Source organism: Micromonospora parathelypteridis (assembly GCF_014201145.1).
Taxonomy (GTDB): Bacteria; Actinomycetota; Actinomycetes; order Mycobacteriales; family Micromonosporaceae; genus Micromonospora; species Micromonospora parathelypteridis.
Map to the genome: position 1 here is coordinate 1364839 of NZ_JACHDP010000001.1, position 23024 is coordinate 1387862.

At 72.2% G+C, this 23024-nt stretch carries 16 protein-coding genes and 1 pseudogene; 7 read left to right on the forward strand and 10 right to left on the reverse strand.

Annotation, left to right across the window (positions count from 1 at the left end):
* Positions 1-183: 183 nt before the first annotated feature.
* The 7 genes and pseudogenes from mraY to mraZ all read right to left on the reverse strand — a co-directional run bounded on the left by mraY (position 184) and on the right by mraZ (position 8867).
* A complete protein-coding gene (gene mraY / locus HNR20_RS05670) occupies positions 184-1308 on the reverse strand; it encodes a phospho-N-acetylmuramoyl-pentapeptide-transferase (protein ID WP_184177089.1) in 1125 nt (374 codons plus the stop codon).
* Positions 1305-2702, reverse strand: coding sequence for a UDP-N-acetylmuramoyl-tripeptide--D-alanyl-D-alanine ligase (locus HNR20_RS05675; RefSeq protein ID WP_184177091.1), 1398 nt, complete (start codon positions 2700-2702; stop codon positions 1305-1307). The genes mraY and HNR20_RS05675 overlap by 4 nt, the downstream gene beginning before the upstream one ends.
* A complete protein-coding gene (locus HNR20_RS05680) occupies positions 2699-4222 on the reverse strand; it encodes a UDP-N-acetylmuramoyl-L-alanyl-D-glutamate--2,6-diaminopimelate ligase (protein WP_184177093.1) in 1524 nt (507 codons plus the stop codon). The genes HNR20_RS05675 and HNR20_RS05680 overlap by 4 nt, the downstream gene beginning before the upstream one ends.
* 91 nt (positions 4223-4313) lie before the next feature.
* A complete protein-coding gene (locus HNR20_RS05685; protein ID WP_184177095.1) occupies positions 4314-6521 on the reverse strand; it encodes a peptidoglycan D,D-transpeptidase FtsI family protein in 2208 nt (735 codons plus the stop codon).
* 3 nt (positions 6522-6524) lie between these two features.
* Positions 6525-7130, reverse strand: a complete 606-nt coding sequence (ftsL, locus tag HNR20_RS05690) for a cell division protein FtsL (RefSeq protein WP_184177096.1) — start codon at positions 7128-7130, stop codon at positions 6525-6527.
* Positions 7120-8230 (reverse strand): annotated as a pseudogene (gene rsmH, locus HNR20_RS05695) (16S rRNA (cytosine(1402)-N(4))-methyltransferase RsmH). The gene ftsL and the pseudogene rsmH overlap by 11 nt, the downstream one beginning before the upstream one ends.
* A gap of 205 nt (positions 8231-8435) precedes the next feature.
* On the reverse strand, positions 8436-8867 hold the full coding sequence (gene mraZ, locus HNR20_RS05700) for a division/cell wall cluster transcriptional repressor MraZ (protein WP_030488958.1): 432 nt from the start codon (positions 8865-8867) through the stop codon (positions 8436-8438).
* Positions 8868-9222: 355 nt separating this feature from the next.
* On the opposite strand from mraZ, the gene HNR20_RS05705 reads away from it, so the two are divergent.
* From HNR20_RS05705 to HNR20_RS05720, 4 genes are read left to right on the forward strand one after another with little or no spacing between them, the layout of a single operon-like run.
* The gene (locus HNR20_RS05705; RefSeq protein WP_184188036.1) at positions 9223-10470 is read left to right on the forward strand and encodes a MurT ligase domain-containing protein; all 1248 of its coding nucleotides are present in this window, start codon (positions 9223-9225) and stop codon (positions 10468-10470) included.
* Positions 10460-11179, forward strand: a complete 720-nt coding sequence (locus HNR20_RS05710) for a type 1 glutamine amidotransferase (RefSeq protein ID WP_184177097.1) — start codon at positions 10460-10462, stop codon at positions 11177-11179. The genes HNR20_RS05705 and HNR20_RS05710 overlap by 11 nt, the downstream gene beginning before the upstream one ends.
* Positions 11176-11859: a TVP38/TMEM64 family protein gene (locus HNR20_RS05715; protein WP_184177098.1), complete on the forward strand. Its 684-nt coding sequence runs from the start codon at positions 11176-11178 to the stop codon at positions 11857-11859. The genes HNR20_RS05710 and HNR20_RS05715 overlap by 4 nt, the downstream gene beginning before the upstream one ends.
* The gene (locus tag HNR20_RS05720) at positions 11856-12626 is read left to right on the forward strand and encodes a phosphotransferase (protein WP_184177099.1); all 771 of its coding nucleotides are present in this window, start codon (positions 11856-11858) and stop codon (positions 12624-12626) included. The genes HNR20_RS05715 and HNR20_RS05720 overlap by 4 nt, the downstream gene beginning before the upstream one ends.
* Positions 12627-12711: 85 nt before the next feature.
* Here the strand turns inward: HNR20_RS05720 and leuS are convergent, their stop codons facing one another.
* Entirely contained in the window at positions 12712-15552 is a 2841-nt protein-coding gene (gene leuS, locus HNR20_RS05725; protein ID WP_184177100.1) for a leucine--tRNA ligase, read from the reverse strand.
* Between the two features lie 436 nt (positions 15553-15988).
* Here leuS and HNR20_RS05730 point away from each other — a divergent pair, with 436 nt between their 5' ends.
* From HNR20_RS05730 to HNR20_RS05740, 3 genes are read left to right on the forward strand one after another with little or no spacing between them, the layout of a single operon-like run.
* A complete protein-coding gene (locus HNR20_RS05730; RefSeq protein WP_184177101.1) occupies positions 15989-17041 on the forward strand; it encodes an AAA family ATPase in 1053 nt (350 codons plus the stop codon).
* 1 nt (position 17042) lies between these two features.
* Positions 17043-18341, forward strand: coding sequence for a DUF58 domain-containing protein (locus HNR20_RS05735; protein ID WP_184177102.1), 1299 nt, complete (start codon positions 17043-17045; stop codon positions 18339-18341).
* 16 nt (positions 18342-18357) lie between these two features.
* Entirely contained in the window at positions 18358-20835 is a 2478-nt protein-coding gene (locus HNR20_RS05740) for a transglutaminase TgpA family protein (RefSeq protein ID WP_184177103.1), read from the forward strand.
* A 393-nt stretch (positions 20836-21228) separates the two neighbouring features.
* Here HNR20_RS05740 and HNR20_RS05745 read toward each other — a convergent pair whose 3' ends face one another.
* The gene (locus HNR20_RS05745) at positions 21229-21627 is read right to left on the reverse strand and encodes an SCO2097 family morphological protein (RefSeq protein ID WP_110564093.1); all 399 of its coding nucleotides are present in this window, start codon (positions 21625-21627) and stop codon (positions 21229-21231) included.
* 118 nt (positions 21628-21745) lie between these two features.
* Positions 21746-23005 (reverse strand): DNA polymerase IV, encoded by a 1260-nt coding sequence (locus HNR20_RS05750; protein ID WP_184177104.1) that lies wholly within the window; start codon positions 23003-23005, stop codon positions 21746-21748.
* Positions 23006-23024 lie beyond the last annotated feature (19 nt).

A 23024-nucleotide genomic window follows, 5' to 3' on the forward strand; every position in this document is an offset into this window, starting at 1 on the left:
TCGGTGCCTGGATCCTCCCCCACCCCGACATCATCACCGCTAGCCGCGCCCGGCGGGCCCACAACGCCACCCCGGGCGTGTCGAGCCTCCACCTCCCGCCGATCTTGCACTAACTGCCCGGACACAAGCCGCGTTGCGGGACGTTCCGGGGGCCGAAAGTGCAAGATCGCGGGGAAGTGGGGGTCAGGTCATGTTGGCGAGGAACTCGCTGTAGAACAGGCCCAGGGCGATGGCCACGCCGATGCCGGCGATGATCCAGAAGCGCACCACGATGTTGACCTCGCTCCAGCCGGCCAACTCGAAGTGGTGCTGCAGGGGCGACATTCGGAACACCCGTTTACCGGTGGTCTTGAAGGAGATGATCTGGATCACCACGGACATCGTGATGATCACGAAGAGCCCGCCGATGATCGGCAGCAGCAGGATGGTGCGGGTGGACATCGCCATGCCGGCGATCAGGCCGCCCAGCCCCAGGGCCCCGGTGTCGCCCATGAAGATCCGCGCCGGGGACGTGTTCCACCAGAGGAAGCCCACACAGGCCCCGGCCGCCGCTCCGGCTATCAGCGCGATCTCCAACGGGTCGCGGACCTCGTAGCAGTACGGCTGCGTGTAGCTCGGGTCGGCGCACCAGTGCCGGTACTGCCAGAACGCGATCAACGCGTACGCGGCGAGCACCATCACCGACGCGCCGGTGGCCAGGCCGTCCAGGCCATCGGTGAGGTTGACCCCGTTGGTCGCAGCCATCACCACGAAGATGAAGATGATCACCGCGCCGACCTTGCTGACCTCCAGGACGTCGATGTCCCGGATGAAGCTCAGCGTGGTGCTGCCCACCGTCTCGGTGTTGGTCGCCAGGCCCCTCGCGTCGGTCATCGTGCTCGGGAAGTACAGCGCGATCACGCCGAAGACCGCGCCGACCAGGATCTGACCGAGCAGCTTGCCGCGCTTGTTCAGCCCGGCGCTGTTGCGCTTGCGCACCTTGAGGAAGTCGTCGAGGAAGCCGACCGCGCCGGAGAAGACCATCAGTCCCAGCAGCACCAGCGCGGTGATGGTCGGCTCCACCTGCGCGATCTGCTGGTCCGGCAGAGTGGTCAGGGCCAGGTGTCCGGCCACGTACGCGATCACCGTGGCCAGGATGAAGACCACGCCACCCATCGTGGGCGTGCCCTTCTTGCCCTGGTGCATCGCCGGGCCGTCGCTCCGAATCGGCTGGCCCGCCTTGAGTCGGGTGAAAACCTTGATCGCGATCGGGGTGCAGAAGAGCGAGACGATGAAGGCCACCCCGACGGCGACGATGACCGCCCTCATCGGGCGAACTCCCCATCGGCGTCGGCGCGCAGGGCGTCGGCCACCTCCCAGGTCCGATACCGCGAGCCCTTGACCAGGACGACGTCACCCGGTCGTAGTTCGCCCCGCAGCACCTCGACGGCCGCCGCCTGATCGGTGAGCAACACCGACTCTCCTCCCCAGTTCCCTACCGCTGTCGCGCCTTCGTGGATCGGCGCGGCCGGCTCGCCCACCACGAGCAGCCGGTCGACACCCAACTCGGCCACGAGTTGGCCGACCTCGGCGTGGCCGTCGAACTCGAACGGGCCCAGCTCGGCCATGTATCCGAGCACCGCGACGGTACGCCGTCCCCGGCCGATACTGGCCAGCGCCCGCACCGCGACCGCCATCGAGGCCGGGTTGGCGTTGTACGAGTCGTCGATGACGGTCACCCCGTCCGGACGGTCGAAGACGTCCATCCGACGGGTCGAGACCAGCCCCAGCTCGCCGAGGGCCGTGGCCAGCTCGGCCAGCGGCATGCCCAACTCCCGGGCCACCGCCGCCGCGGCGAGAGTGTTCCCGACCTGGTGACGGCCGCTCAGCCCGAGCCGCACCGACGCGCGGCCCTCCGGGGTGACCAGGGTGTACGACGCGTGTCCCCGCTCGTCCAGCGTGACGTCCTCGGCCCGCAGGTCGGCATCCGGCGCCTCGCCGTAACGGACCACCCGGGCCTCGGTGCGGCTCGCCATCGCGTCCACCCGTGGGTCGTCGGCGTTCAGCACCGCCAGCCCGTCCGACGGCAGGGCCTCGACCAGCTCGCCCTTGGCCAGGGCGATGTTGTCCTGCGAGCCGAACTCGCCGATGTGCGACGTGCCGACGTTGAGCACCACGGAGATCCGGGGCGGCACCAGCTCACAGAGGTACCGCACGTGCCCGATCCCGCGCGAGCCCTTCTCCATCACCAGGTAACGGGTGTCCGGCCCGGCCTGCAGAGCGGTGTACGGGTGCCCCAGCTCGTTGTTGAACGAGCCGGGCGGCGCCACCGTGGCCCCGAGCCGGGTGGTGAGCTGACCGATCAGGTCCTTCGTGGTGGTCTTGCCGGAGGAGCCGGTCACGCCGATCACGGTCAGCCCGGGCAGCCGGTCCACCGCCGCGCGGGCCAACCGGCCCATCGCGGTCAGGGCGTCGTCGACCAGCACCATCGGCACCCCGGGCACCTCGCGGGTGCCGAGCACCGCCACCGCGCCGGCCTGGATCGCCGTCGCCGCGTAGTCGTGCCCGTCGACCTTCTCCCCCGGGAACGCCACGAAGAGCGAACCGGGCCCCACCTTGCGCGAGTCGAACTCCACCGAGCCGGTGACGGTGGCGGCCGGGTCGGCGCCGACCAGCCGCCCGTCGACCGCCGCGGCCACCTCGGCCAGGCTCAGCGCGATCACCGCTGCCCCGCCGGGTCGGCGAAGCGGGCCCGCAGCGCGTCGGACAGCTCGACGTTGTCGTCGAACGGAAACACCTCGCCCGCCACCTCCTGGCCCCGCTCGTGCCCCTTGCCGAGCAGCGCGATCACGTCGCCCGGCTCGGCCAGCCGCACCGCCTCGTCGATCGCGGCGCGCCGGCCGGCCACCTCGATGATCCGGGCGGCCGTCGCAGCCCCGTACGCCCCGGCGAGCACCTCGGCGCGGATCTCCGCCGGGTCCTCGGTACGCGGGTTGTCGTCGGTCACCAGCACCACGTCGGCTCCCTCCGCAGCGGCCGCGCCCATCACCGGGCGCTTACCCCGGTCCCGGTCTCCGCCGGCACCGATCACACAGATCAACCGGCCGACGCTCAGCTCGCGCAGCGCGGCCAGCGCGGCCACGATCGCGTCCGACTTGTGCGCGTAGTCGACGACGCCGCGCACCGGCCCGACCGACTCGACAAGCTCCAGCCGGCCGGGTACGCCACCGCAGGCGGCCACGCCCTCGGCCGCGGTCGCCGGATCGACACCGGCACCGACAAGCGCGGCGATGGCCAGCAGCGCGTTGGCCACGTTGTGCCGGCCGGGCAGCGCCACCCCGGCGGACAGCACCACACCGTCCGGGCCGTGCGCGGTGAACCGCTGGGCGTACCCCTCGCCGCCCACGCCGTCGGCCCACCAGGTCGCGCCCTGGTCGCCGGCGGCCGAGTAGGTGACCGTCGTCGGCTTGTACAGCGGCTGCAACGCCGGGTCGTCGTCGTTGAGCACCTCGACCGCGCAGCGCCCGTCGAAGAGCTGGGCCTTCGCGGCGAAGTAGTCGTCGCGGTCGGCGTGGAAGTCCAGGTGGTCGGAGCCGAAGTTGGTGTAACCCCCGACGGCGAACCGGACACCGCCCACCCGGCCCATTGCCAGGGCATGGCTGGAGACCTCCATGACCACGGCGGTGACGCCACGCTCGCGTGCGGTGGCCAGCATGGCGTGCAGGTCGGTGGCCTCGGGGGTGGTGCGCACGCTGTCGATCAGCAGATCGCCGAGCCGCGTCTCCACCGTGCCGATCAGGCCGGTGACGTGCCCAGCGGCCCGCAACCCGGACTCGATCAGGTACGCCGTGGAGGTCTTTCCGGCGGTGCCGGTCACCCCGATCACGGTGAGACCTTCGGTCGGGTCGCCGTAGACGGCCGAGGCCAGCTCGCCGAGCACGGCACGCGGGTCGGCAACCACCAGGGTCGGCAGGCCGCTGCCCGCCGCCAGCTCCGCACCCGCCGGGTCGGTCAGCAGGGCGACGGCGCCCGCCTCGGCGGCACCGGCGGCGAACTCCGCGCCGTGCCGACGGGCACCGGGCAGCGCCGCGTAGAGGTCACCGGGGTGGACCTCCTGGCTGGCGTGGGTGGCCCCGGTGACGACCACCGTGGCGGCGTCCGCCGGGAGGTCGACGGCGAGTCGGACGGCGAGATCACCGAGCCGGACTCCGGTCACGGTACGTGGACGTGGATTGCCGGGCACGGCGTCAGACCCTACCCGGTCGTCCGGTTCCGGCCGTACAGCCGCCCCGGTAGTTCGTCGGCACTCACCGATGATGTCCCGCCGTCGCTGCTCAGCGCGGATAGACCGTGAACTTGGGTGCGGAACCGCCGGTGGACGGCGGCACGCGATAGTGACGCAGAGTGAACTGCATCATGTCGCGGAACGCCGGCCCGGTGATCGCCGCGCCCCCACCGCCGGGCGCGTACGCGAAGACCGCGATCACGTACCGGGGGTTCTCGGCGGGAGCCATGCCGATGAAGGAGGACACCTTGTCGGTCTCGATCCTGCCGTCGGCCAGCCGCGAGCCGGTGCCGGTCTTGCCCGCGACCCGGTAGCCCGGGACCGCGGCGGTCAGGCCGGTCGCGTGATCGACAGTGGTGACCGCCTCCAGCATGGTGCGCAGGGCTGCCGCGTTCTGCGGGCTGAGCACCGACCGGGTGACCGGAGCCGGCGCGGGGGTGCGCTTGCCGTCCGGGGCGATCACCTCCTTGATGAGGTGCGGCTGCACGTACGTGCCGTTGTTGGCGATCGCGGCGTACGCGGCGGCCATCTGCAGCGGCGTGGCGTCGACGCTGTGCCCGATCGGCACCGACCCGTACGACGATTCGCTCCACTCGTCGGCCGGCAGCAGTCGCCCGCTGGCCTCCCCCGGCATCCCCTCGCCGGTCGGTTTGCCCAGCCCGAACCGCTTCTGGTAGTCGATCAACCGGTCCCGGCCGAGCTTGTCGGCGATCGTGATGGTGCCGACGTTCGACGAGTAGGCGAGCATCCCGGGGATGCTCATCCGTTTGCCATTGGCGGGATGCGTGTCGGAGAACCAGGTGTCGCCCTTCTTGATGCTGTTGGCGATGGGCAGCGTGGTGTCCGGGGTGATCACCCCCTCCTGCAGGGCCGCGCCGTAGGTGATCGCCTTGTGGATTGAGCCGGGGTCGACGATGAAGCTGGTCGCCGCGTCCTCCCGGGCGACCGGGTCGCTCGGGAGCGGCTTCGCCGCGCTGTAGGTGGGATTACTGGCCTGGGCCAGCACCGCGCCGGAGGGAATCTCGATGATCACGGCCGCGCCGGTGCCGCCCCGCAGCTGGGCCATGCCCGCGCTGAGGATCTGCTGCGTCCGGAACTGCAGGTCACGATCGAGGGTGAGGCGCAGGGAACTACCCGGCTTGGCGGGCGTGGTCCGGTTGTAGCCGCCCGGAATCGCCGCGTCGAGGTCGCGGCGGCCGGCCTCGTACACCCGCTTGCCGTCCTGTCCGGCGAGCAGGTCGTCGTAGCGGGCCTCCAGCCCCTCCAACCCGGTCATGTCCTGGCTGGTGAAGCCGATCAGGTTGGCTGCCAGGTCACCGCCGGGCACGTCGCGGCGTTCGTCGCGGTGCACCCCGATCCCGGGCAGTTCCAGCGCCTGCACCTGCTTGGCGGTCGAGATCTCCACCCCTCGGGCCAGGTACACGAATCGGGACTCGTTGCCGTTCTCCAGCTTGCGGGGCTTGAGCAGATCGGCGAGCTTCGACGCCGGGATCGCGAGCAGTGGTGAGAGCGCCTTGGCGGTGCCGGCCGGGTCCTCGACCTCGGTGGGGTCGGCGAACACGTACCGCGCCTCGACGCTGCGAACCAGCAGGGCGCCGGTGCTGTCGTAGATCGCTCCCCGCGGCGCGGGCAGCTCGACCGTGCGGAGGCGGTCGGAGATGCCGCCGCCGGCGTACGCCGGGGTGTCGACCGCCTGAAGGAAGATCAGCCGGATTCCGATGGTGGCGAACAGCGTCAGGGCGAGCGCGGTGCCCAGCCGCAGCCGCAGCCGCGAGTCGGCCAGCTTCGGGGGACGCGGTGGCTTGCGCGACGGCCGGCGGGCCGCCGGGCGGTCGCCGCGCCGCGGCGCGCGCGGCGTGGTCCGGCGGCGTGGCGGCGGCTCGTCGACGCCCGGGCCCCGGGGGGTACGCGGCGCGACGGTGCGCACGACACCCCCGCGTCCGGCGGCCGGGGCGTCGCGCCGGCCGGCCCTGGCGGCGGCCCGACCGCCGTCGAGCACCTGCAACGCCGGTCGGAACGGGTCACCGGATCGGGTGCTGCGCGGTGTACGCCGCTGCTCGGCGCCCACGCTGCGGGGTGGGGTGCCGCGGTCCTCGCGGACGGTCCGACCCCTCGGCGTGTACGCCCGGGCGCCGGAGATGCCCCCGATGCCCGGCTCGCCGGTGCGCGGCTCGCCGTCGGTGGGGCCTGCGTCACGCGAAGAACCGCGCCGGGCCCCTTTCGGGTCCCGGCGCGGCTCGTCCGACCTTGGTGCCACCGGTCAGCCTCCCGCACCCTGGCTGGTCACCGACGGCTGGCCGCTCGCCGGCTGCGGCACGCCGATCGTCTTGCCGTCCGGCAGCCGGACGTAGCCCGGCTCGCCAGCGTCGACCAGACCCAGCCGCCGTGCCTCGGCGGTCAGGTTGCCCGGCGCCTCGGCGTCGGCGATCTGCTTGTCGAGCTGCTGCTTCTCCACGTCCAGTCGAGCCTGCTGCTGCTGCAACCGCTCCAACCGGAACGCGTTCTCGTTGATCTTGGTGTTGACCGCCAGGATGCCCAGCACCCCACCGACCACCAGCACCACGATCAGCGCCGCGAACGGCGCGCGCGGCACCGACACCGGCGGCGGCGGCGCCACCCGCAACCGCGGCGGGCGGGCGCTGGCGGCGTTGCCGGCCTTCTCGACCGGCCGCAGCGCGGCGGCGCCCTGAGTCGGGAACTCGCGCGCCCCCCGGGCGCGAGTCTCCCCCTGCCGGTTCACTCGATCGATGCGTGGCGTACCGTTTCCGAGGCGCGGAGCCCGCTCCGCCGCGGTCCGGCCCCCCGACCGCGGTGTGCGCTGCCCGCCGCCGGTGACGTCCCGGCGGTCGCGCTTGTCAATGTTCATGTCCCTCCCCCTCAACATCCCGTCCCTCTGCCGTCCCGGTGCCCCTGACCCCCCACGGATCAGGCGGACCCCGTGCCCGGTTGGTGCATTCCCTTCACCCGTCGGCGAGACCGTTCGCGGTCGGTCCGCCCTTGCTCTGTCGCGTTCGGGTCGAGCCGTTCCGCGGCCCGCAACCGCACCGATGCGGCGCGCGGGTTCGCGGCGACCTCCGCCTCCCCGGGCAGTTCGGCGCCCCGGCTGAGCAGCCGGAACGTCGGACCGGACCCGGGAAGCTCGACCGGGAGGTCGACCGGGCCCTTGTTGCGGACCCGGTCCGCGAGCGCCGCCTTGGTGAGCCTGTCCTCCAGGGAGTGGTAGGACAGGACCACCATGCGACCGCCCACGGTCAGTGCGTCGAGTGCGGACGGCAGCGCTGTCTCCAGCGCTGCCAGCTCTCTGTTTACCTCGATCCGTAAAGCCTGAAACGTTCTCTTTGCCGGGTGCCCACCCGTTCGTCGGGCTGGTGCCGGAATGGAGTCCCGAACCAGCTCCGCCAACAGCGCCGACGAGGTGATCCGGGCGCGTTCCCGCTCCCGGATGATCGCCGAGGCGATCCGGCCGGCGAACTTCTCCTCGCCGTAGACCCGCAGCACCCGGGCCAGGTCCGGATGCGCGTAGGTGTTGACCACCTCTTCGGCGGTCACCCCCCGGGTCTGGTCCATCCGCATGTCCAGCGGAGCGTCCTGGGCGTACGCGAACCCGCGGTCGGGCGCGTCCAACTGCAGCGACGAGACGCCCAGGTCGAACAGGATCCCGTCGATGCCCGGATAGCCCAGCCGGTCCAGCACATCGGGCAGTTCGTCGTAGACGGCGTGCTCCAGATGCACCCGATCGGCGAACCGGGCCAGCCGGACCCGCGCGTGAGCGAGCGCCTCGGTGTCCCGGTCGAGCCCGATCAGGACCGTCTCCGGGTGCGCCTCGAGCACCGCCTCCGCGTGCCCGGCCAGGCCGAGCGTCGCGTCGACGTGGACCGTACGGCCGCCTCGACCCAGCGCGGGGGCCAGCAGCTCAAGACACCGCTCAAGCAGCACCGGCACGTGCGTGCCGCGCAACTCCCCCATGTTGACCCCCACTGGTTGAAACGTCCGTTCTCCTCGTGCGCCTGTCGTCGGACGGCGCTGCCGTCGTACCGCCAGATCCCCATCCGCTCCCGCCGGACACCGGACCGTCGCCCGATGACTGGATCGTGCGCCTGGCACCGGGGAAGTGATGCCAGGAACTCGAAAGCGGCTGGAGATCTCGCAGTACGTCGGGCGCCGTTCCGCCCTACAGACCGCCGGGCAGCACCCCCTCCTCGATGTCGGCGAAGTCGTCTTCGCTCTCGGCGAGGTAGGTCTCCCAGGCGACCTTGTCCCAGATCTCCACCCGCGTGCTCGCGCCGATCACCACCAGCTCACGGTCCAGCGCGGCGTACGCCCGCAGGTGGGCAGGGATGGTCACCCGTCCCTGCTTGTCCGGAACCTCGTCGTGCGCGCTGGCGAAGAAGACCCGGCTGTAGGCCCGGGCCGCCTTGTGCGTCATCGGCTGCGCGCGCAACTGCTCCGCGATCCGCTGGAACTCAGGGGTCGGGAAGACGTAGAGGCAGCGCTCCTGCCCTTTGGTGACCACGACACCCCCCGCCAGCTCATCCCGGAACTTGGCCGGAAGGATCAACCGGCCCTTTTCGTCCAGGCGTGGAGTGTGGGTGCCGAGAAACAACGGCCCTACCCCCTCGCCCCTGAGCGGCGTTCGCGGCGCCGCTGACCCCCCGGGCCGGTGAGCCCTCCCGGCCTCACCATTGGTCCCCACTCTACTCCACTTCCCTCCACCCGCAACCAGAATCGCCCGCGTGGCGTGACCGATCGGAGGGCAAAACCGCACGTCACAAGGGGTGGAGCGGAGTGGAGGGCCACGGCGGCCCCCCGGCGTGGTCCGCTTTCCGACATAGATCGACTCCGTCCGGCGGACGCCCACCTGGCCGCGCGCGCAGCCACCACGGCCGAACGGTTCACCGTCGGCGGCGATCTGGTGAGGCGGGCGGTCCGGTAACCTCGCTCGCGTGACGGACGCGAAAATGCCCCTACGGGCCAAGGTGGCCAGCTCCGTGTCACGGACCGCCGCGGCACTCTCCCGGGCGGCCGGCCGTGGCGACGGTTCGGTGATCGGCGGATGGATCGGCCTGAAGATCGACCCGGACCTGCTGGCCCACCTGTCGGCCGGGCGTGCGATCGCGCTCGTCTCCGGCACCAACGGCAAGACCACCACCACGCGGCTGACCTCCGCCGCGGTCGGCGTGCTCGGCCGGGTCGCCACCAACTCGTTCGGCGCCAACATGCCCAGCGGGCACACGTCGGCGCTGGCCAAGGCCGGCAGCACCCCGTACGCGGTGCTGGAGGTCGACGAGCACTACCTCGCCCAGGTGCTGGAGGCGACCGAGCCGCACGTCGTCGCGCTGCTCAACCTCTCCCGCGACCAGCTCGACCGCGCCAAGGAGGTCGCCATGATGGCGCAGCTCTGGCGCGCGGCACTGGTCCGGCACACCAACGTCCGGGTGGTGGCCAACGCCGACGACCCGATGGTGGTCTGGGCGGCCACCCCTCCGGCCGACCCCGCCCGCGGCATCAACCCGCCGCACGTGACCTGGTTCAGCGCCGGCCAGCGCTGGCACGACGACTCCTGGGTCTGCCCGGAGTGCGGCTCCACCATCCAGCGATCCGGCGACCAGTGGTGGTGCACCGGCTGTGCGCTGCGCCGGCCGGAGCCGCAGTGGGTCGTCGAGGACGAGGGCGTGCTCGACCCCACCGGCGCCTGGCACAAGGTCTCCCTCCAACTGCCCGGCAAGGTCAACCTCGGCAACGCGGCGACCGCGCTGGCCGTGGCCGCCGAGTTCGGCGTCCGCCCGGTCGACGCGGTGTCCCGCCTCGGCATCGTCACCTCGGTCGCCGGCCGCTACGCGCAGGTCGACAAGGACGGGCGCAACATCCGGCTGCTGCTGGCCAAGAACCCGGCCAGTTGGCTGGAGGCCTTCGACATGGCCGACGACGCGCCGACCCTGCTCTCCATCAACGCGCGCGACCCCGACGGTCTCGACACCTCCTGGCTCTTCGACGTCGACTTCGCCCCGCTCCGCGGCCGGCAGGTGCTGATCACCGGCGACCGGGCGTACGACCTGGCGGTCCGACTGGACGTCAACGACGTGCCGTTCCAGCACGTACGCGCCTTCGACGAAGCGATCCGGTCGGTTCCGCCCGGGCGGTTGGAGGTCATCGCGAACTACACCGCGTTCCAGGACATCCGAGCGGAGTTGGACCGTGTCATCTGAGAGCCTGCGCATCGTCTGGATCTACCCCGACCTGCTCTCCACCTACGGCGACCGGGGCAACGCCCTGATCCTCGCCCGCCGGGCCCGCCAACGCGGCATGCCGGTCGAGGTGCTGGAGGTCCGCTCCGACCAGCAACTGCCGGCGACCGCCGACATCTACCTGGTCGGCGGCGGCGAGGACGGCCCGCAGGCGCTGGGCGCCCAGCGCCTGCTCGCCGACGGCGGTCTGCACCGGGCGGTCGCCCAGGGTTCGGTGGTGTTCGGCGTCTGCGCCGGCTACCAACTACTCGGCACCTCCTTCTTCGCCAAGGGCGTGCAGTGCCGTGGCCTGGAGCTGCTCGACCTGCAGTCCGACCGGGGCGAGAGCCGGGCCGTCGGCGAGCTGGCCGGTGAGATCGACCCCCGGCTGGGCCTGCCCCCGCTGACCGGTTTCGAGAACCATGGCGGCCGCACCCACCTCGGCCCGGAGGTCTCCCCGCTGGCCCGGGTCACCGCCGGGGTGGGCAACGACGGCGCGACCGAGGGCGCGTGGCGCGGCAAGCTGCTCGGCACCTATTCACACGGCCCGGCGCTGGCCCGCAACCCGGCCCTGGCCGACCTGCTGCTGCGCTGGGCCACCGGAGCACACCAGCTCCCGCCGCTGGACGACACCTGGTCGGACCGGCTCCGTAACGAGCGCCGCTCCGCAGTGGCCGCCGCCCGGGCATGATCCGTGCCGTCCGGCGGCTGCTCCGGCAGCCGTCGGCAGCCCGGTTCGCCCTGCTCGTGCTGCTGATCGGCGGCTGCGGGCTACTGCTGCTCCTGGTGCCCCGGCCGGATCCGGAGCGGCTGCCGCTGCTGGCCGACCGGCTGGGCGACCTCGCCCCGGTGGCGGCGATCCTCGGCGGGGCGCTGCTGCTGGTCGCGCTGGTCCCCCGGACCTTCATCACGCTCGCCGCGGGCGCGATCTTCGGCCCGCTGGAGGGTGCCGGGTACGCCCTCGGCGCCGCGCTGGTGGCCGCGGCGATCGGGTTCACGGTCGGCCGGCTGCTCGGCCGGGAGTTCGTAGCCGAACGGGTCCGTGGTCGCCTGGCCCGCCTCGACGGCTGGTTCGCCCGGCAGAGCGTGGTCGGTGTGATCACCGTCCGACTGCTGCCGATCGCCGGCTTCGGGCTGGTCAGCTACGGCTACGGCACGACCGGAGCCCGGGTGCTGCCGTTCCTGGCCGGCAGCGTCATCGCCTCCGCGCCGACCGCCTTCGGCTACGCGGCGATCGGCGCGGCGGTCAGCTCCCCCGGCCACGTCAACTGGTACGCCGCCGCCCCGTCCAGCCTCGGTGTGATCGCCAGCCTGGTGCTCGTCCACCGGTGGTGGCGCGCCGAGCGACGACGCCGTCGCCTGCCGGTGTGACCGTGCCCGAGCCGACCGACAGCCCTGCCGAGGAGCCGCTCGCCGGTGGTTTCGTCGCCGACGTGGTTCGGGTCGGTGACACGGTACGACGTACCCCGCCAGCCAACCTGGACTTCGTCGGCGCGTTGCTGCACCACCTCGCCGGGGTGGGCGCGGACCTCGCGCCCCGCCACCTCGGCGTCGACGCGCGTGGGCGGCAGATGCTCGGCTACGTCGCGGGGAGGGTGCCGTGGCGGGACTCCGAGGATCCGGCGTTCTTCGCCGACGCGGCGCTGGTGCGGCTGGCCGAGCTGATCCGGCGGCTGCACGACGCGTGTGCGGGCACCGACCTGGCCGGTGACGCCGAGACCGTGTGTCACCGCGACCTGTCGCCGAAGAACACGGTGTACCGGGACTTCCCGGCTGGGCCGCTCCCGGTGGCCTTCCTCGACTGGGACCTGGCTGCCCCGGGCCGTCGGATCGAGGACGTGGCGTTCGCCGGCTGGCACTGGGCCCCGCTGGGCGACGGCGCCGATCCCGCCGAGCTGGGCCGGCGTTGTCGCGTGCTCTGCGACGCCTACGACGCGGCCGGCCCCGGGCTGCTGCCCCGAGGGGAGCTGACAGACGTGATGCTCCGCCAGATCGAGAGCACCTGGCGCACCATCGACACCAGCACCGACCCAGCCATGCGACGCCTCCGCAAGGCAGGCATAGGCGCGCTGATCGCCCATTGGCAAGACTGGCTAAAAACCAATCGCCCCGTGGCAGAGGCGGCGCTGGCCCCCTGACCCCGCGATCTTGCACTTTCTGTCCCGACAAACCGCCCGAAAGAGGGCGAACCAGGGACCGAAAGTGCAAGATCGCGGGGGTCGGTTACGCGACTACGGAGACCATCCGGCCCTTGACCACGATGACCTTGCGGGGTTCCTTGCCGGCCAGGGTGGCGGCCACCGCGTCCAGGGCCGCCGCGCGGACGGTCTCCTCAGCGGCGTCGGCGGGGACCTCGATGCGGCCACGGACCTTCCCGTTGACCTGCACCGGATAGGTCACCGTGTCGGCTACCAGCAGCGCCGGGTCGGCGGTCGGGAAGTCCGCGTACGTCAGCGAGGTGTCGTGGCCCAGCTTGCGCCACAGCTCCTCGGCCAGGTGCGGGGCGAACGGCGCCACCATCAGCACCAGCGGTTCGGCCACCTCGCGGGGCGTGGCCGACAGTTGGGTCAACCCGTTGGTCAGCTCGATCAGCTTGGCGATCGCGGTGTTGAACCGGATGCCGTCCATGTCGCCACGGACCCCGTCGATCACCTTGTGCAGCAACCGGCGGGTCGCCTCGTCGGCCGGGTCCTCGGTGACCCGCAGGGCACCGGTCTGCTCGTCGACGACGGCCCGCCAGACCCGCTGCAGGAAGCGGTACGAGCCGACCACGGCCCGGGTCTCCCAGGGGCGGGACACCTCCAGCGGGCCCATCGACATCTCGTACACCCGGAAGGTGTCCGCACCGTAGGCGGCGCACATGTCGTCGGGGGTCACCACGTTCTTCAGCGACTTGCCCATCTTGCCGTACTCGCGGTTGACCGCCAGGTCGCCCAGGTAGTAAGCGCCGTCGCGCTCCATGACCTCCTCGGCCTGCACGTAGCTGCCGCGCGAGTCGGTGTACGCGTACGCCTGGATCATGCCCTGGTTGAACAGCTTGCGGAACGGCTCGAACGACGACACGTGCCCCAGGTCGAACAGCACCTTGTGCCAGAAGCGCGCGTACAGCAGGTGCAGCACGGCGTGCTCGGCGCCGCCGACGTACAGGTCGGTGCCTCCGCAGTCGCCGTCGCCGCGCGGACCCATCCAGTAGCGCTCGTTCTCGGTGTCGACGAACCGCTCGCTGTTGGTCGGGTCCAGATAGCGCAGCTCGTACCAGCAGGAGCCGGCCCACTGCGGCATCACGTTGGTTTCCCGGGTGTAGCGCTTCGGCCCGTCACCCAGGTCCAACTCGACCTCGACCCAGTCGCGCCGCCGGGACAGCGGCGTCTCCGGGTTGCTGTTCGCGTCGTCGGCGTCGAACGTCTTCGGGGAGAAGTCGTCCACCTCCGGCAGCTCGACCGGCAGCATCTCCTCCGGCAGGGCGATCGCCGCGCCGGTCTCGTCGTAGACGATCGGGAACGGCTCACCCCAGTAGCGCTGGCGCGAGAACAGCCAGTCACGCAGCCGGTAGGTCACCGCGCCGGTGCCGTGCCCGTTCGCCTCCAGCCAGGTGATGATCGCCGCCTTGGCGTCGGCGACCCCCAGGCCGTTCAGGTCCAGGCCGCGCTCGGGCGCGGCGCTGTTGACCGCCGGGCCGTCCCCGGTGTACGCCTTGCCGTCGAAGCCCTCCGCCGGCTGCACGGTACGCACGATGGGCAGCTCGAAGACCTCGGCGAACGCCCAGTCCCGCTCATCCTGGGCCGGCACCGCCATGATCGCGCCGGTGCCGTAACCGGCCAGCACGTAGTCGGCGATGAAGATCGGGATCTGCCCGCCGGTGACCGGGTTGGTGGCGTACGCGCCGATGAAGACGCCGGTCTTCTCCTTGGTGTCGGACTGCCGCTCGACGTCGGTCTTGGCCGCCGCCGCCTTGCGGTACGCCTCGACGGCCTCCCGGGGGCTGGCGTGCCCGCCGGTCCAGCTGTCCCTCGTCCCGTCCGGCCAGGCCGCCGGTGCCAGCGCGTCGACCAGCTCGTGCTCGGGCGCCAGCACCATGTAGGTGGCGCCGAAGACGGTGTCCGGCCGGGTCGTGAACACCCGCACCGGGTCCGTCGCGGTGGGGAAGTCGATGTGGGCGCCGGTGGAGCGGCCGATCCAGTTGCGCTGCATCAGCTTGATCGGCTCGGGCCAGTCCAGGCTGTCCAGATCGTCCAGCAGCCGATCGCCGTACGCGGTGATCCGCATCATCCACTGCTTCAGGTTGCGCTTGAAGACCGGGAAGTTGCCCCGCTCGGAACGGCCGTCGGCGGTGACCTCCTCGTTGGCCAGCACGGTGCCCAGCCCCGGGCACCAGTTCACCGGGGCCTGCGAGACGTACGCCAGTCGGTGGTCGTCGACGACCTGGCGGCGCTCGGCCACGCTCAGCTCGGCCCAGGCGCGGCCGTCCGGGGTGGGCCGGTTACCGCCCTCGAACTCGGCGATCAGCTCGGCGATCGGGCGTGCTCGGCCCGCGTCGCGGTCGTACCAGGAGTTGAAGATCTGCAGGAAGATCCACTGGGTCCACCGGTAGAAGTCGGTGTCGATGGTGGCCACCGAGCGGCGCTCGTCGTGCGCCAGCCCCAGCCGGCGCAGCTGCGCCTTGTACCGCTCGATGTTCGCCACGGTGGTGGTCCTGGGGTGGGTGCCGGTCTGCACCGCGTACTGCTCGGCGGGCAGGCCGAACGCGTCGAAGCCCATCGCGTGCAGCACGTTGCGGCCGGCCATCCGCTGGTAGCGGGCGTAGCAGTCGGTGCCGATGTAGCCCAGCGGGTGACCGACGTGCAGGCCGGCACCGGACGGGTACGGGAACATGTCCAGCACGTACAGCTTCTCCGCGCCGGCGCGGGGATGGGTCGGGTCGGCCAGCGGGCCGGTCGGGTTCGGTGCGTGGAAGGTGCCCTCGCGCGCCCAGGTGTCCTGCCAACGGATCTCGATCTCGTCGGCCAGGGCCGCGGTGTACCGGAACGGGGGAATGTCGCCCGCCGGTGCGGCTGCCTCACTCATCGTCTCTCCTCGCTTCGCTTCGCTTCGTCTCGGCACCGCCGGGCCGGGCCGGCGGCGTTCGTCTCGGCACCACCGGGCCGGGCCGGCGGCGGGCACAAAAAAGCCCCTCGCACAGGAGGGGCCGCCGTGCTGTCGCGCGTTCAGCGCATCAGCACGGCCCGGTAAGAAGCAGGAAGACTCCGGCCATGTCCGGCAGTCTACCCCGCCGACGGTTCGGCCTGCGGGCCCCCGGGCCGCGCCGAGCCGGGTCCCCCGACGCGACGAATATCGGGGCGTAACCGACGGACTACCTGCGGGGGTCGGCGATAACGACAAACATGGTTAGCCTGAGAGGCTAGTGAGAATCCTGCGGCAAAAGAGGCTCGACGTCGCGAACCCAACGGCGGGTCCAGGTGCTCTCTACAGAGCTGCCGTGACGGCGACGAGGAGGAGGCCCGTGACACAACAGACCTGGGACGAGGTGGGCGGCCTATTGCCGCACGACGAGTTCCGCGCCGCCAGCGAGGCCATCGTGGCCAACATCGAGCAGGTCATCGAGGGAAAGACCGCCACCGTGCGGCTCGCCCTGGCCGTGCTGCTCGCCGAGGGTCACCTCCTGATCGAAGACGTCCCGGGTGTCGGCAAGACCAAGCTGGCCAAGGCCCTCGCGCGGTCCATCGACTGCACGGTACGACGGATCCAGTTCACCCCCGACCTGCTGCCCAGCGACGTCACCGGTGTCAGCGTCTACAACCAGGAGACGCACGACTTCGAGTTCCGCCCCGGGGCCGTGTTCGCCAACCTGGTGGTCGGCGACGAGATCAACCGGGCCTCACCGAAGACCCAGTCGGCGTTGCTGGAGTGCATGGAGGAGCGGCAGGTCACCGTCGACGGCGTGACGTACCAGCTGCAGACCCCCTTCATGGTCATCGCCACGCAGAACCCGATCGAGATGGAGGGGACCTACCCGCTGCCCGAGGCGCAGCGCGACCGGTTCACCGCCCGCATCGCGATGGGTTACCCGGACTCCGGCGCGGAGCTGGCCATGCTCGACGGACACGGCGGCACGGACCCGCTCAACGAGCTCCGCCCGGTCTCCGACGCGGCGATCGTCCGGCAACTCATCGCCACCGTCCGGCAGGTGCACGTGGCGGACGCGGTCAAGCAGTATGCGATCGACCTGGTCACCGCCACCCGGGAAGCCCCCGACCTGCGGCTCGGCGCCTCCCCCCGAGCGACCCTGCAACTGCTGCGCACCGCCCGGGCGGTCGCCGCCCTGGAGGGCCGCGACTACGTCCTCCCCGACGATCTGCAGGCGCTGGCGGTGCCGGTGCTCGCGCACCGGATCATCCCGACCGCCGACGCGCAGCTCGCCCGACGCACCACCGACGCGATCGTCTCCGAGTTGGTGCACCGTCTGCCACTGCCACACGACCGGCAGCGCAACCCGTACGACACCCGGCCCGCTTCCGGCAACGGCCGCGCGCCCTACGAGCCGCGGAGGCCATGACGTGCGTGCCGGGCTGCGCGGGCTGACCACCCGCGGGCGCTCCTTCCTCGCCGCGGCGGTCGCGGCAGCGATCTCGGCCGGCATCCTCGGCGAGAAGGACCTGCTCCGGGTGGCCGTGCTGCTGGCCATCCTGCCGTTGCTGGCCGCGACCTACGTCGGGCGTAGCCGCTACAAACTGGCCTGCAACCGTTCGCTGGACCCGCACCGGGTTCCGGTCGGCGCCAACTCCCGGGTGGTGCTGCGTCTGCAGAACCTCTCCCGGCTGCCGACCGGCACCCTCCTCCTGGAGGACCGGCTGCCCTACGCGCTGGGCAGCCGGCCCCGAGTGGTGTTGGAGCGGCTCGGCGCGCACCAGGCCAGCTCCGTGGCGTACACCGTGCGGGCCGACGTGCGGGGCCGCTACGACGTGGGCCCGCTGGTGGTCCGGATGACCGACCCGTTCGGGCTCTGCGAGCTCACCCGGTCCTTCCCGAGCACCGACCACCTGACGGTCATCCCGCAGGTCACCCCGCTGCCGTCGGTCCGGCTCCCCGGGGAGTACGCGGGCAGCGGCGACAGCCGGGCCCGCTCGGTGGCGGTACACGGCGAGGACGACGCGGCGACCCGGGAGTACCGGCGCGGCGACGACCTGCGCCGGGTGCACTGGAAGTCGACCGCGCGGACCGGCGAGCTGATGGTGCGCCGCGAGGAGCAGCCGTGGGAGAGCCGGGCCACTGTCGTTCTGGACACCCGGGCGTACGGCCACCGCGGCGAGGGGCCGACGGCCAGTTTCGAGTGGTCCGTCTCCGCCGCCGCGAGCGTCGCCGTCCACCTACGACAGGCCGGCTACAAGTTGCGGCTGGTCACCGGCTCGGGCGTCGATGTGGACGCGTCGGAGGCCGGCGGTGACGGCGCGCTGCTCGACCACCTCGCGGAGGTCCGCCTCGATCAGCGCGCCGAGGTGACCGGCCTCGTGCAGCGGGTCCGCCAGCGCGCCGACGGCGGGTTGATCATCGGGCTGTTCGGCACGGTGAGCGTGGCCGAGGCCGAGCTGCTGGCCGGGCTGCGGGGCAACGGCGCCACCTGCATCGGGTTCCTGCTGAACAGCTCCACCTGGCTCAGCCTGCCGGAGAAGGCGCGGGCCGAGGCCGAGCACGCGCACGGCGCCGCCGTCCTGGCCATGCTGCAGAGCGGCTGGCGCGTGGTCGGCGTCGACCACGGCGCCCGGCTGCCGGCGCTGTGGCCGCAGGCCGGCCGGGGCTCCCAGGGTTTCGCCCTGCGCGCCGCGCTGGCCGAGACGGTCGCGGGCGGCGTGCGATGAACGGGAGGTTCGCCTCATGATCGCCAGTCGGAACATCGGCGTGGTGGCGGCCGCGGCCACGGTGTTGGCCGCCGCGCCGCTGTCGGCCATCTTCCAGAGCTGGACGTGGTTGATCGAGTCCGTCATCGCGGTCGCCGTGGTCGCCGGGGTGGCCGCGTTGACCAGGCTCGCCCGGGCACCCCTGTGGGGTCAGGTGCTGGGCATGCTGGCCGGCCTCATCCTCGCCCTGACCTGGTTGTTCCCCAGCGGCGAGGAGCTGGTCGGCGTCCTGCCCACGCCCGGCACGTTCGCGCACTTCGCCGATCTCCTCGCCGGCTCCGCGCAGGACATGCGCTCCTACGGAGTCGAGGTCCCGGACACCGACCCGCTGCTGTTCATCGCCGTCCTCGGCGTCGGCGCGGTCGCCGTCCTGGTGGACGTACTGGCCGTGGGGCTGCGCCGGCCCGCGCTGGCGGGGCTGCCGATGCTCGCCATCTACTCGGTGCCGGTCGCCGTCTACGTGGACAGCGTCCCCGCGACGCCGTTCGTGGTGGGCGCCGCCGGTTACCTCTGGCTGCTGGTCACCGACAACGTCGACCGGGTACGCAGGTTTGGACGCCGGTTCACCGGCGACGGTCGCGACATCGACGTGTGGGAGGCCTCGCCACTGGCCTCGGCCGGCCGTCGGCTCGCGGCGGTCGGGGTGGCGCTGGCGGTGGCGCTGCCGTTGGCGGTGCCCGGCATGACCGGCGGGCTCCTCGACTCCCTCAGTCGGGGACCGGGCAACGGCACCGGTAACGGGACCGGATCGGGCGGCAACTCGGGTCGGATCGACCTGTTCGCCTCGCTCGCCGGCCAGCTCAATCAGTCCCAGGTGTCCGACCTGGTCAAGGTCACCACGTCCGAGCCCAACCCGTTCTACCTGCGGTACGCGGTCGCCGACGAGCTGCGCCCGACCGGTTTCCAGGCGCGCAACCCGAGCGGCCGGCCGACCAACCGGGACCTGCCCAACCCGGCCGACCGGGCCGGCCCAGGCGTGCAGCAGACCACCTACCGGGCGACCGTCGAGGTCACCAAGAGCCTGAGCATGTCGCTGATGCCGGTGTACGCCGAGCCGGTACGCACCGAGGACCTCAACGGCAACTGGCTCTACGACCCCAACCAGCAGGTCGTCTTCTCCAACCGGGAAAACTCCCGGGGCCGGAAGTACTCCTTCGACTACGTCCGCTCGACGTACACGCCCGCGGCGCTGCGAGCCGCGCAACCGCTGCCGGCCGACCACCCGGTACGCCGGCAGCTGACGTCCACCCCCGGGCCGGTGCCGGAGGTGGAGGATCTGGTGAAGGGGCTGATCCAGGACAAGCGCACCGACTACGACCGGGTGTTGGCGATCTACCAGCACTTCTCGGCGGACAACGGGTTCGCCTACCGGCTCAGCACCGCGAGCGGCAGCAGTGGGCAGGACATCGTCAACTTCCTGACCAACAAGGTCGGCTACTGCCAGCAGTACGCGGCGGCGATGGCCTGGCTGGTCCGCTCGGCCGGCATCCCCGCGCGGGTGGCGTTCGGGTTCACCAACGGCAGCAATCGCGACGGCGACACCTTCACGCTGACCAACCTCAACCTGCACGCCTGGACCGAGGTCTTCTTCAACGGGGTCGGCTGGGTGCCGTTCGACGCCACCCCGGCGTCCGGGGTGCCGGGGTCCACCCGATCGGCCTGGGCGCCGGACACCGACGCCCCGGAGCCGTCCGCCCCGGGCACTGGTGTTTCGGACACCCCGGCGGGCACCGACGCCTCGGCTGGTCCGACCGGGCCCGACAACGCCGACCGGGACCTCGACGACGGGCTTTCCCTGAGCGGCACGACGCCGGCCGAGCAGCCACCGGTCTGGCCCTGGTGGACGGCGGGCCTGCTGGCCCTGCTGGCACTGCTCGCGATCCCCGCCCTGCGCCGACTGGCCCTGCGCCGTAGACGGGGTGGTGGCCAGGCGGCAAGCGCCGCGGTGGCCTCCGCAACCGTCGACGACGGCGCCGAGCCGGAAACCCGGGTGGTGGTGGTCGGCGCGGACGCCAACGCGGCACGCGCGGACGCGCACGCCGCCTGGGCGGAGCTCCTCGACACGATGGTGGACTTCCGGATCCCCGTCGATATGACCGAGACCCCCAGGGCGACCGCCGACCGGCTTGTTCGGGACACGTTCAGCGACGACACCGCCGCGATCGGGTCGGCGCAGTTGCTCGGTCGGGCGGAGGAGCGGGCCCGCTACGCGCGGGACCCGCTAACCGGTGAGCGGTTGGTGCCGGCACTACGCGCGGTCCGTGGGGCGCTCGCCGCACGGGCCGACCGGCGGACCCGCCTGCTCGCCGCCGTGTTGCCGCCGTCGGTGCTGCTGCGGTGGAGGACCGCAATGGCGGACACGTCCGGCCGAATGGTGGCGCTGACCGGGCGAACCCGGCACCGGCTGCTGCGCTGGAACCCCCGACGGCTGCTGGCGGACCGGGCGGCCCGCTGACCCACGCTCGTCCAGGTCTAGGTCCAGATCCAGATCTGGGGCGGCGGTCCACCAACCGCCGCCCCACTCGGGCACCACCACCCGCCCCGCCTAGCCCCGCCCGCCGTCGCCGTGCCCCGCCGTCGCCGGTACCCGGCCGCCAGCGCCTCGATCAATTGATGGTGGTGGTCGAGGTGGGCGTGATCAACACCAGGTTGCCGATGTGGGGATGTCCCGCGGCCCGGATACCCCCACATCGCCGACCTGGTGTCGATCATGGGGATGGGCCGCTCGGCGGCGCTTGTCAGCGGGAGGGCGCGCGGATACGGGCGCGCGGATACGACGGAGGTCGCCGGGCTGCGCCCGGCGACTCGCTCGTCGCGGCGTACGGCCCGCCTCAGCGGCGGGACTGGCTCAGCGGTGCCCCTCCGGGCGCTGCCGCCACCTGTCCTCCATGCGGTCCAGGATTGACGACCGGCGACCGGATCGGCCACCGCGCGGACGGCGACGACTCGTCGTGCCGCCCACCACGTGCAGGTCGGGTGACTGCGCCCGTCGGTGCGACTGCACCGCGTACGCGGCCGACGCCAGCATGACGACGAAGCCCGCCACCGCCAACGGTGGAGTCTTGATCACCGCGCCGTAGACCAGTAGAGCCAAGCCAGCGATGATCACGCCGGCAGCGACGAGCAGGCGACGCCGCGCATGGAAGCGCGGATCGCTGGCGCGCACGGCCGAGGCGAATTTGGGGTCCTCGGCAAGCGACCGCTCGATCTGCTCGAACAGCCGCTGCTCGTGCTCCGAGAGCGGCACGGCACTCCTCCCCGGTCACGCGTTGGTCGGGCCCACTTGGGCCGACAGACCGTGGCAGCCAACCGACTGCTTACCCGCAAGTCTACGAGGGGGGTCGCGCGTCGGAAAGCGGGACGACCTACGGGTGGGGTGGATTTTCCTTCCGACGGGGATCACGGTCGCCCATCAGACTGGCCGGACCTATGACGGACCGCCCGAAACGGGCAGCAGCGGCGTCGGCGGCAGCTTCCGCTTCACGCCAGCCACGCTCCGGCGCGCCGAGGGTGAGTTGCCGAGGCGCGCCCACCGCCGCCGCGAGCCCTTCCACCCGGACACCAACGAGTCGGATCCGCTCACCCGGGTCGAGTGCGGTGTAGAGCGCCCAGACCGTGTCGAACATCTCGCGGGCGGTGTCGGTGGGCACGTCGAGGGTGCGCGAGCGGCTGACGGTGCGAAAGTCGGCCAGCCGCACCTTGAGTGAGACGGTGCGCCCGACCTGTCCGGAGCCCCGCAACCGCACGCCGACCTTCGCGCTGAGCGCGAGCAACGCGCGGCGGATCTCCAGCGGGTCGGCCACGTCGACGTCGAAGGTCACCTCGGCACCGATGGACTTGTCGACGTGCTCGGGGCTGACCCGGCGCGAGTCTCGTCCCCAGGCCAGCTCGTGCAGGTGCGTCGCCGAGGCGGCACCGACCGCTCGGCGGAGCATGCCCACCGGTGCCTCGGCGAGATCGCCGACGGTGGCCAGGCCGAGCCGGCGCAGCGCCTCGGCGGCCCGCTCCCCCACCCCCCACAGCGCGTCCACCGGCAGCGGGTGCAGAAAGTCGAGCACCTGCCCCGAGGGCACGACCAGCAGGCCGTCCGGCTTGGCCCGGGTGGAGCCCAGCTTGGCCACGAACTTGCTCGGCGCCACCCCGACCGAGCAGGTCAGCTCCTGCTCCTCGGCGACCCGGCGGCGGATCAGCCGGGCGATGGTGGCCGGGGAGCCGAAGAGCCGGCGGGCGCCGGCCACGTCGAGGAACGCCTCGTCGAGGGAGAGCGGCTCGACCAGCGGGGTGACGTCCCGGAAGATCTGCATGACCGCCCGGGAAGCGGCCGTGTAGGCGGTGAACTCCGGTGGCAGGAAGACCGCGTGCGGGCAGCGGGCCCGGGCCTGACTGGTCGGCATCGCGCTGCGCACGCCGTAACGGCGGGCCTCGTAGCTGGCCGAGCTGACCACCCCGCGCGGCCCGACCCCGCCGACGATGACCGGCCGGCCGCGCAACTCGGGTCGGCGGCGCACCTCGACGGCGGCGAAGAAGGCGTCCATGTCGACGTGCAGGATCGGGCTGCCGGAGTCGTCGGCGTCCGGCCCGAAGCGCGGATCGTCGCCCCGGGGCAACGACTGACTGCGGCCCATCCCGGCAGGTTAACCCGGG

What these genes read in the sequence shown, in the direction of transcription:
- leuS (WP_184177100.1), bottom strand. Translation starts at nt 15,552, where the DNA reads ATGAGTGAGGCAGCCGCACCGGCGGGCGACATTCCCCCGTTCCGGTAC.
- HNR20_RS05715 (WP_184177098.1), top strand. Translation starts at nt 11,176, where the DNA reads ATGATCCGTGCCGTCCGGCGGCTGCTCCGGCAGCCGTCGGCAGCCCGG.
- mraY (WP_184177089.1), bottom strand. Translation starts at nt 1,308, where the DNA reads ATGAGGGCGGTCATCGTCGCCGTCGGGGTGGCCTTCATCGTCTCGCTC.
- ftsL (WP_184177096.1), bottom strand. Translation starts at nt 7,130, where the DNA reads ATGAACATTGACAAGCGCGACCGCCGGGACGTCACCGGCGGCGGGCAG.
- HNR20_RS05740 (WP_184177103.1), top strand. Translation starts at nt 18,358, where the DNA reads ATGATCGCCAGTCGGAACATCGGCGTGGTGGCGGCCGCGGCCACGGTG.
- HNR20_RS05705 (WP_184188036.1), top strand. Translation starts at nt 9,223, where the DNA reads ATGCCCCTACGGGCCAAGGTGGCCAGCTCCGTGTCACGGACCGCCGCG.
- HNR20_RS05750 (WP_184177104.1), bottom strand. Translation starts at nt 23,005, where the DNA reads ATGGGCCGCAGTCAGTCGTTGCCCCGGGGCGACGATCCGCGCTTCGGG.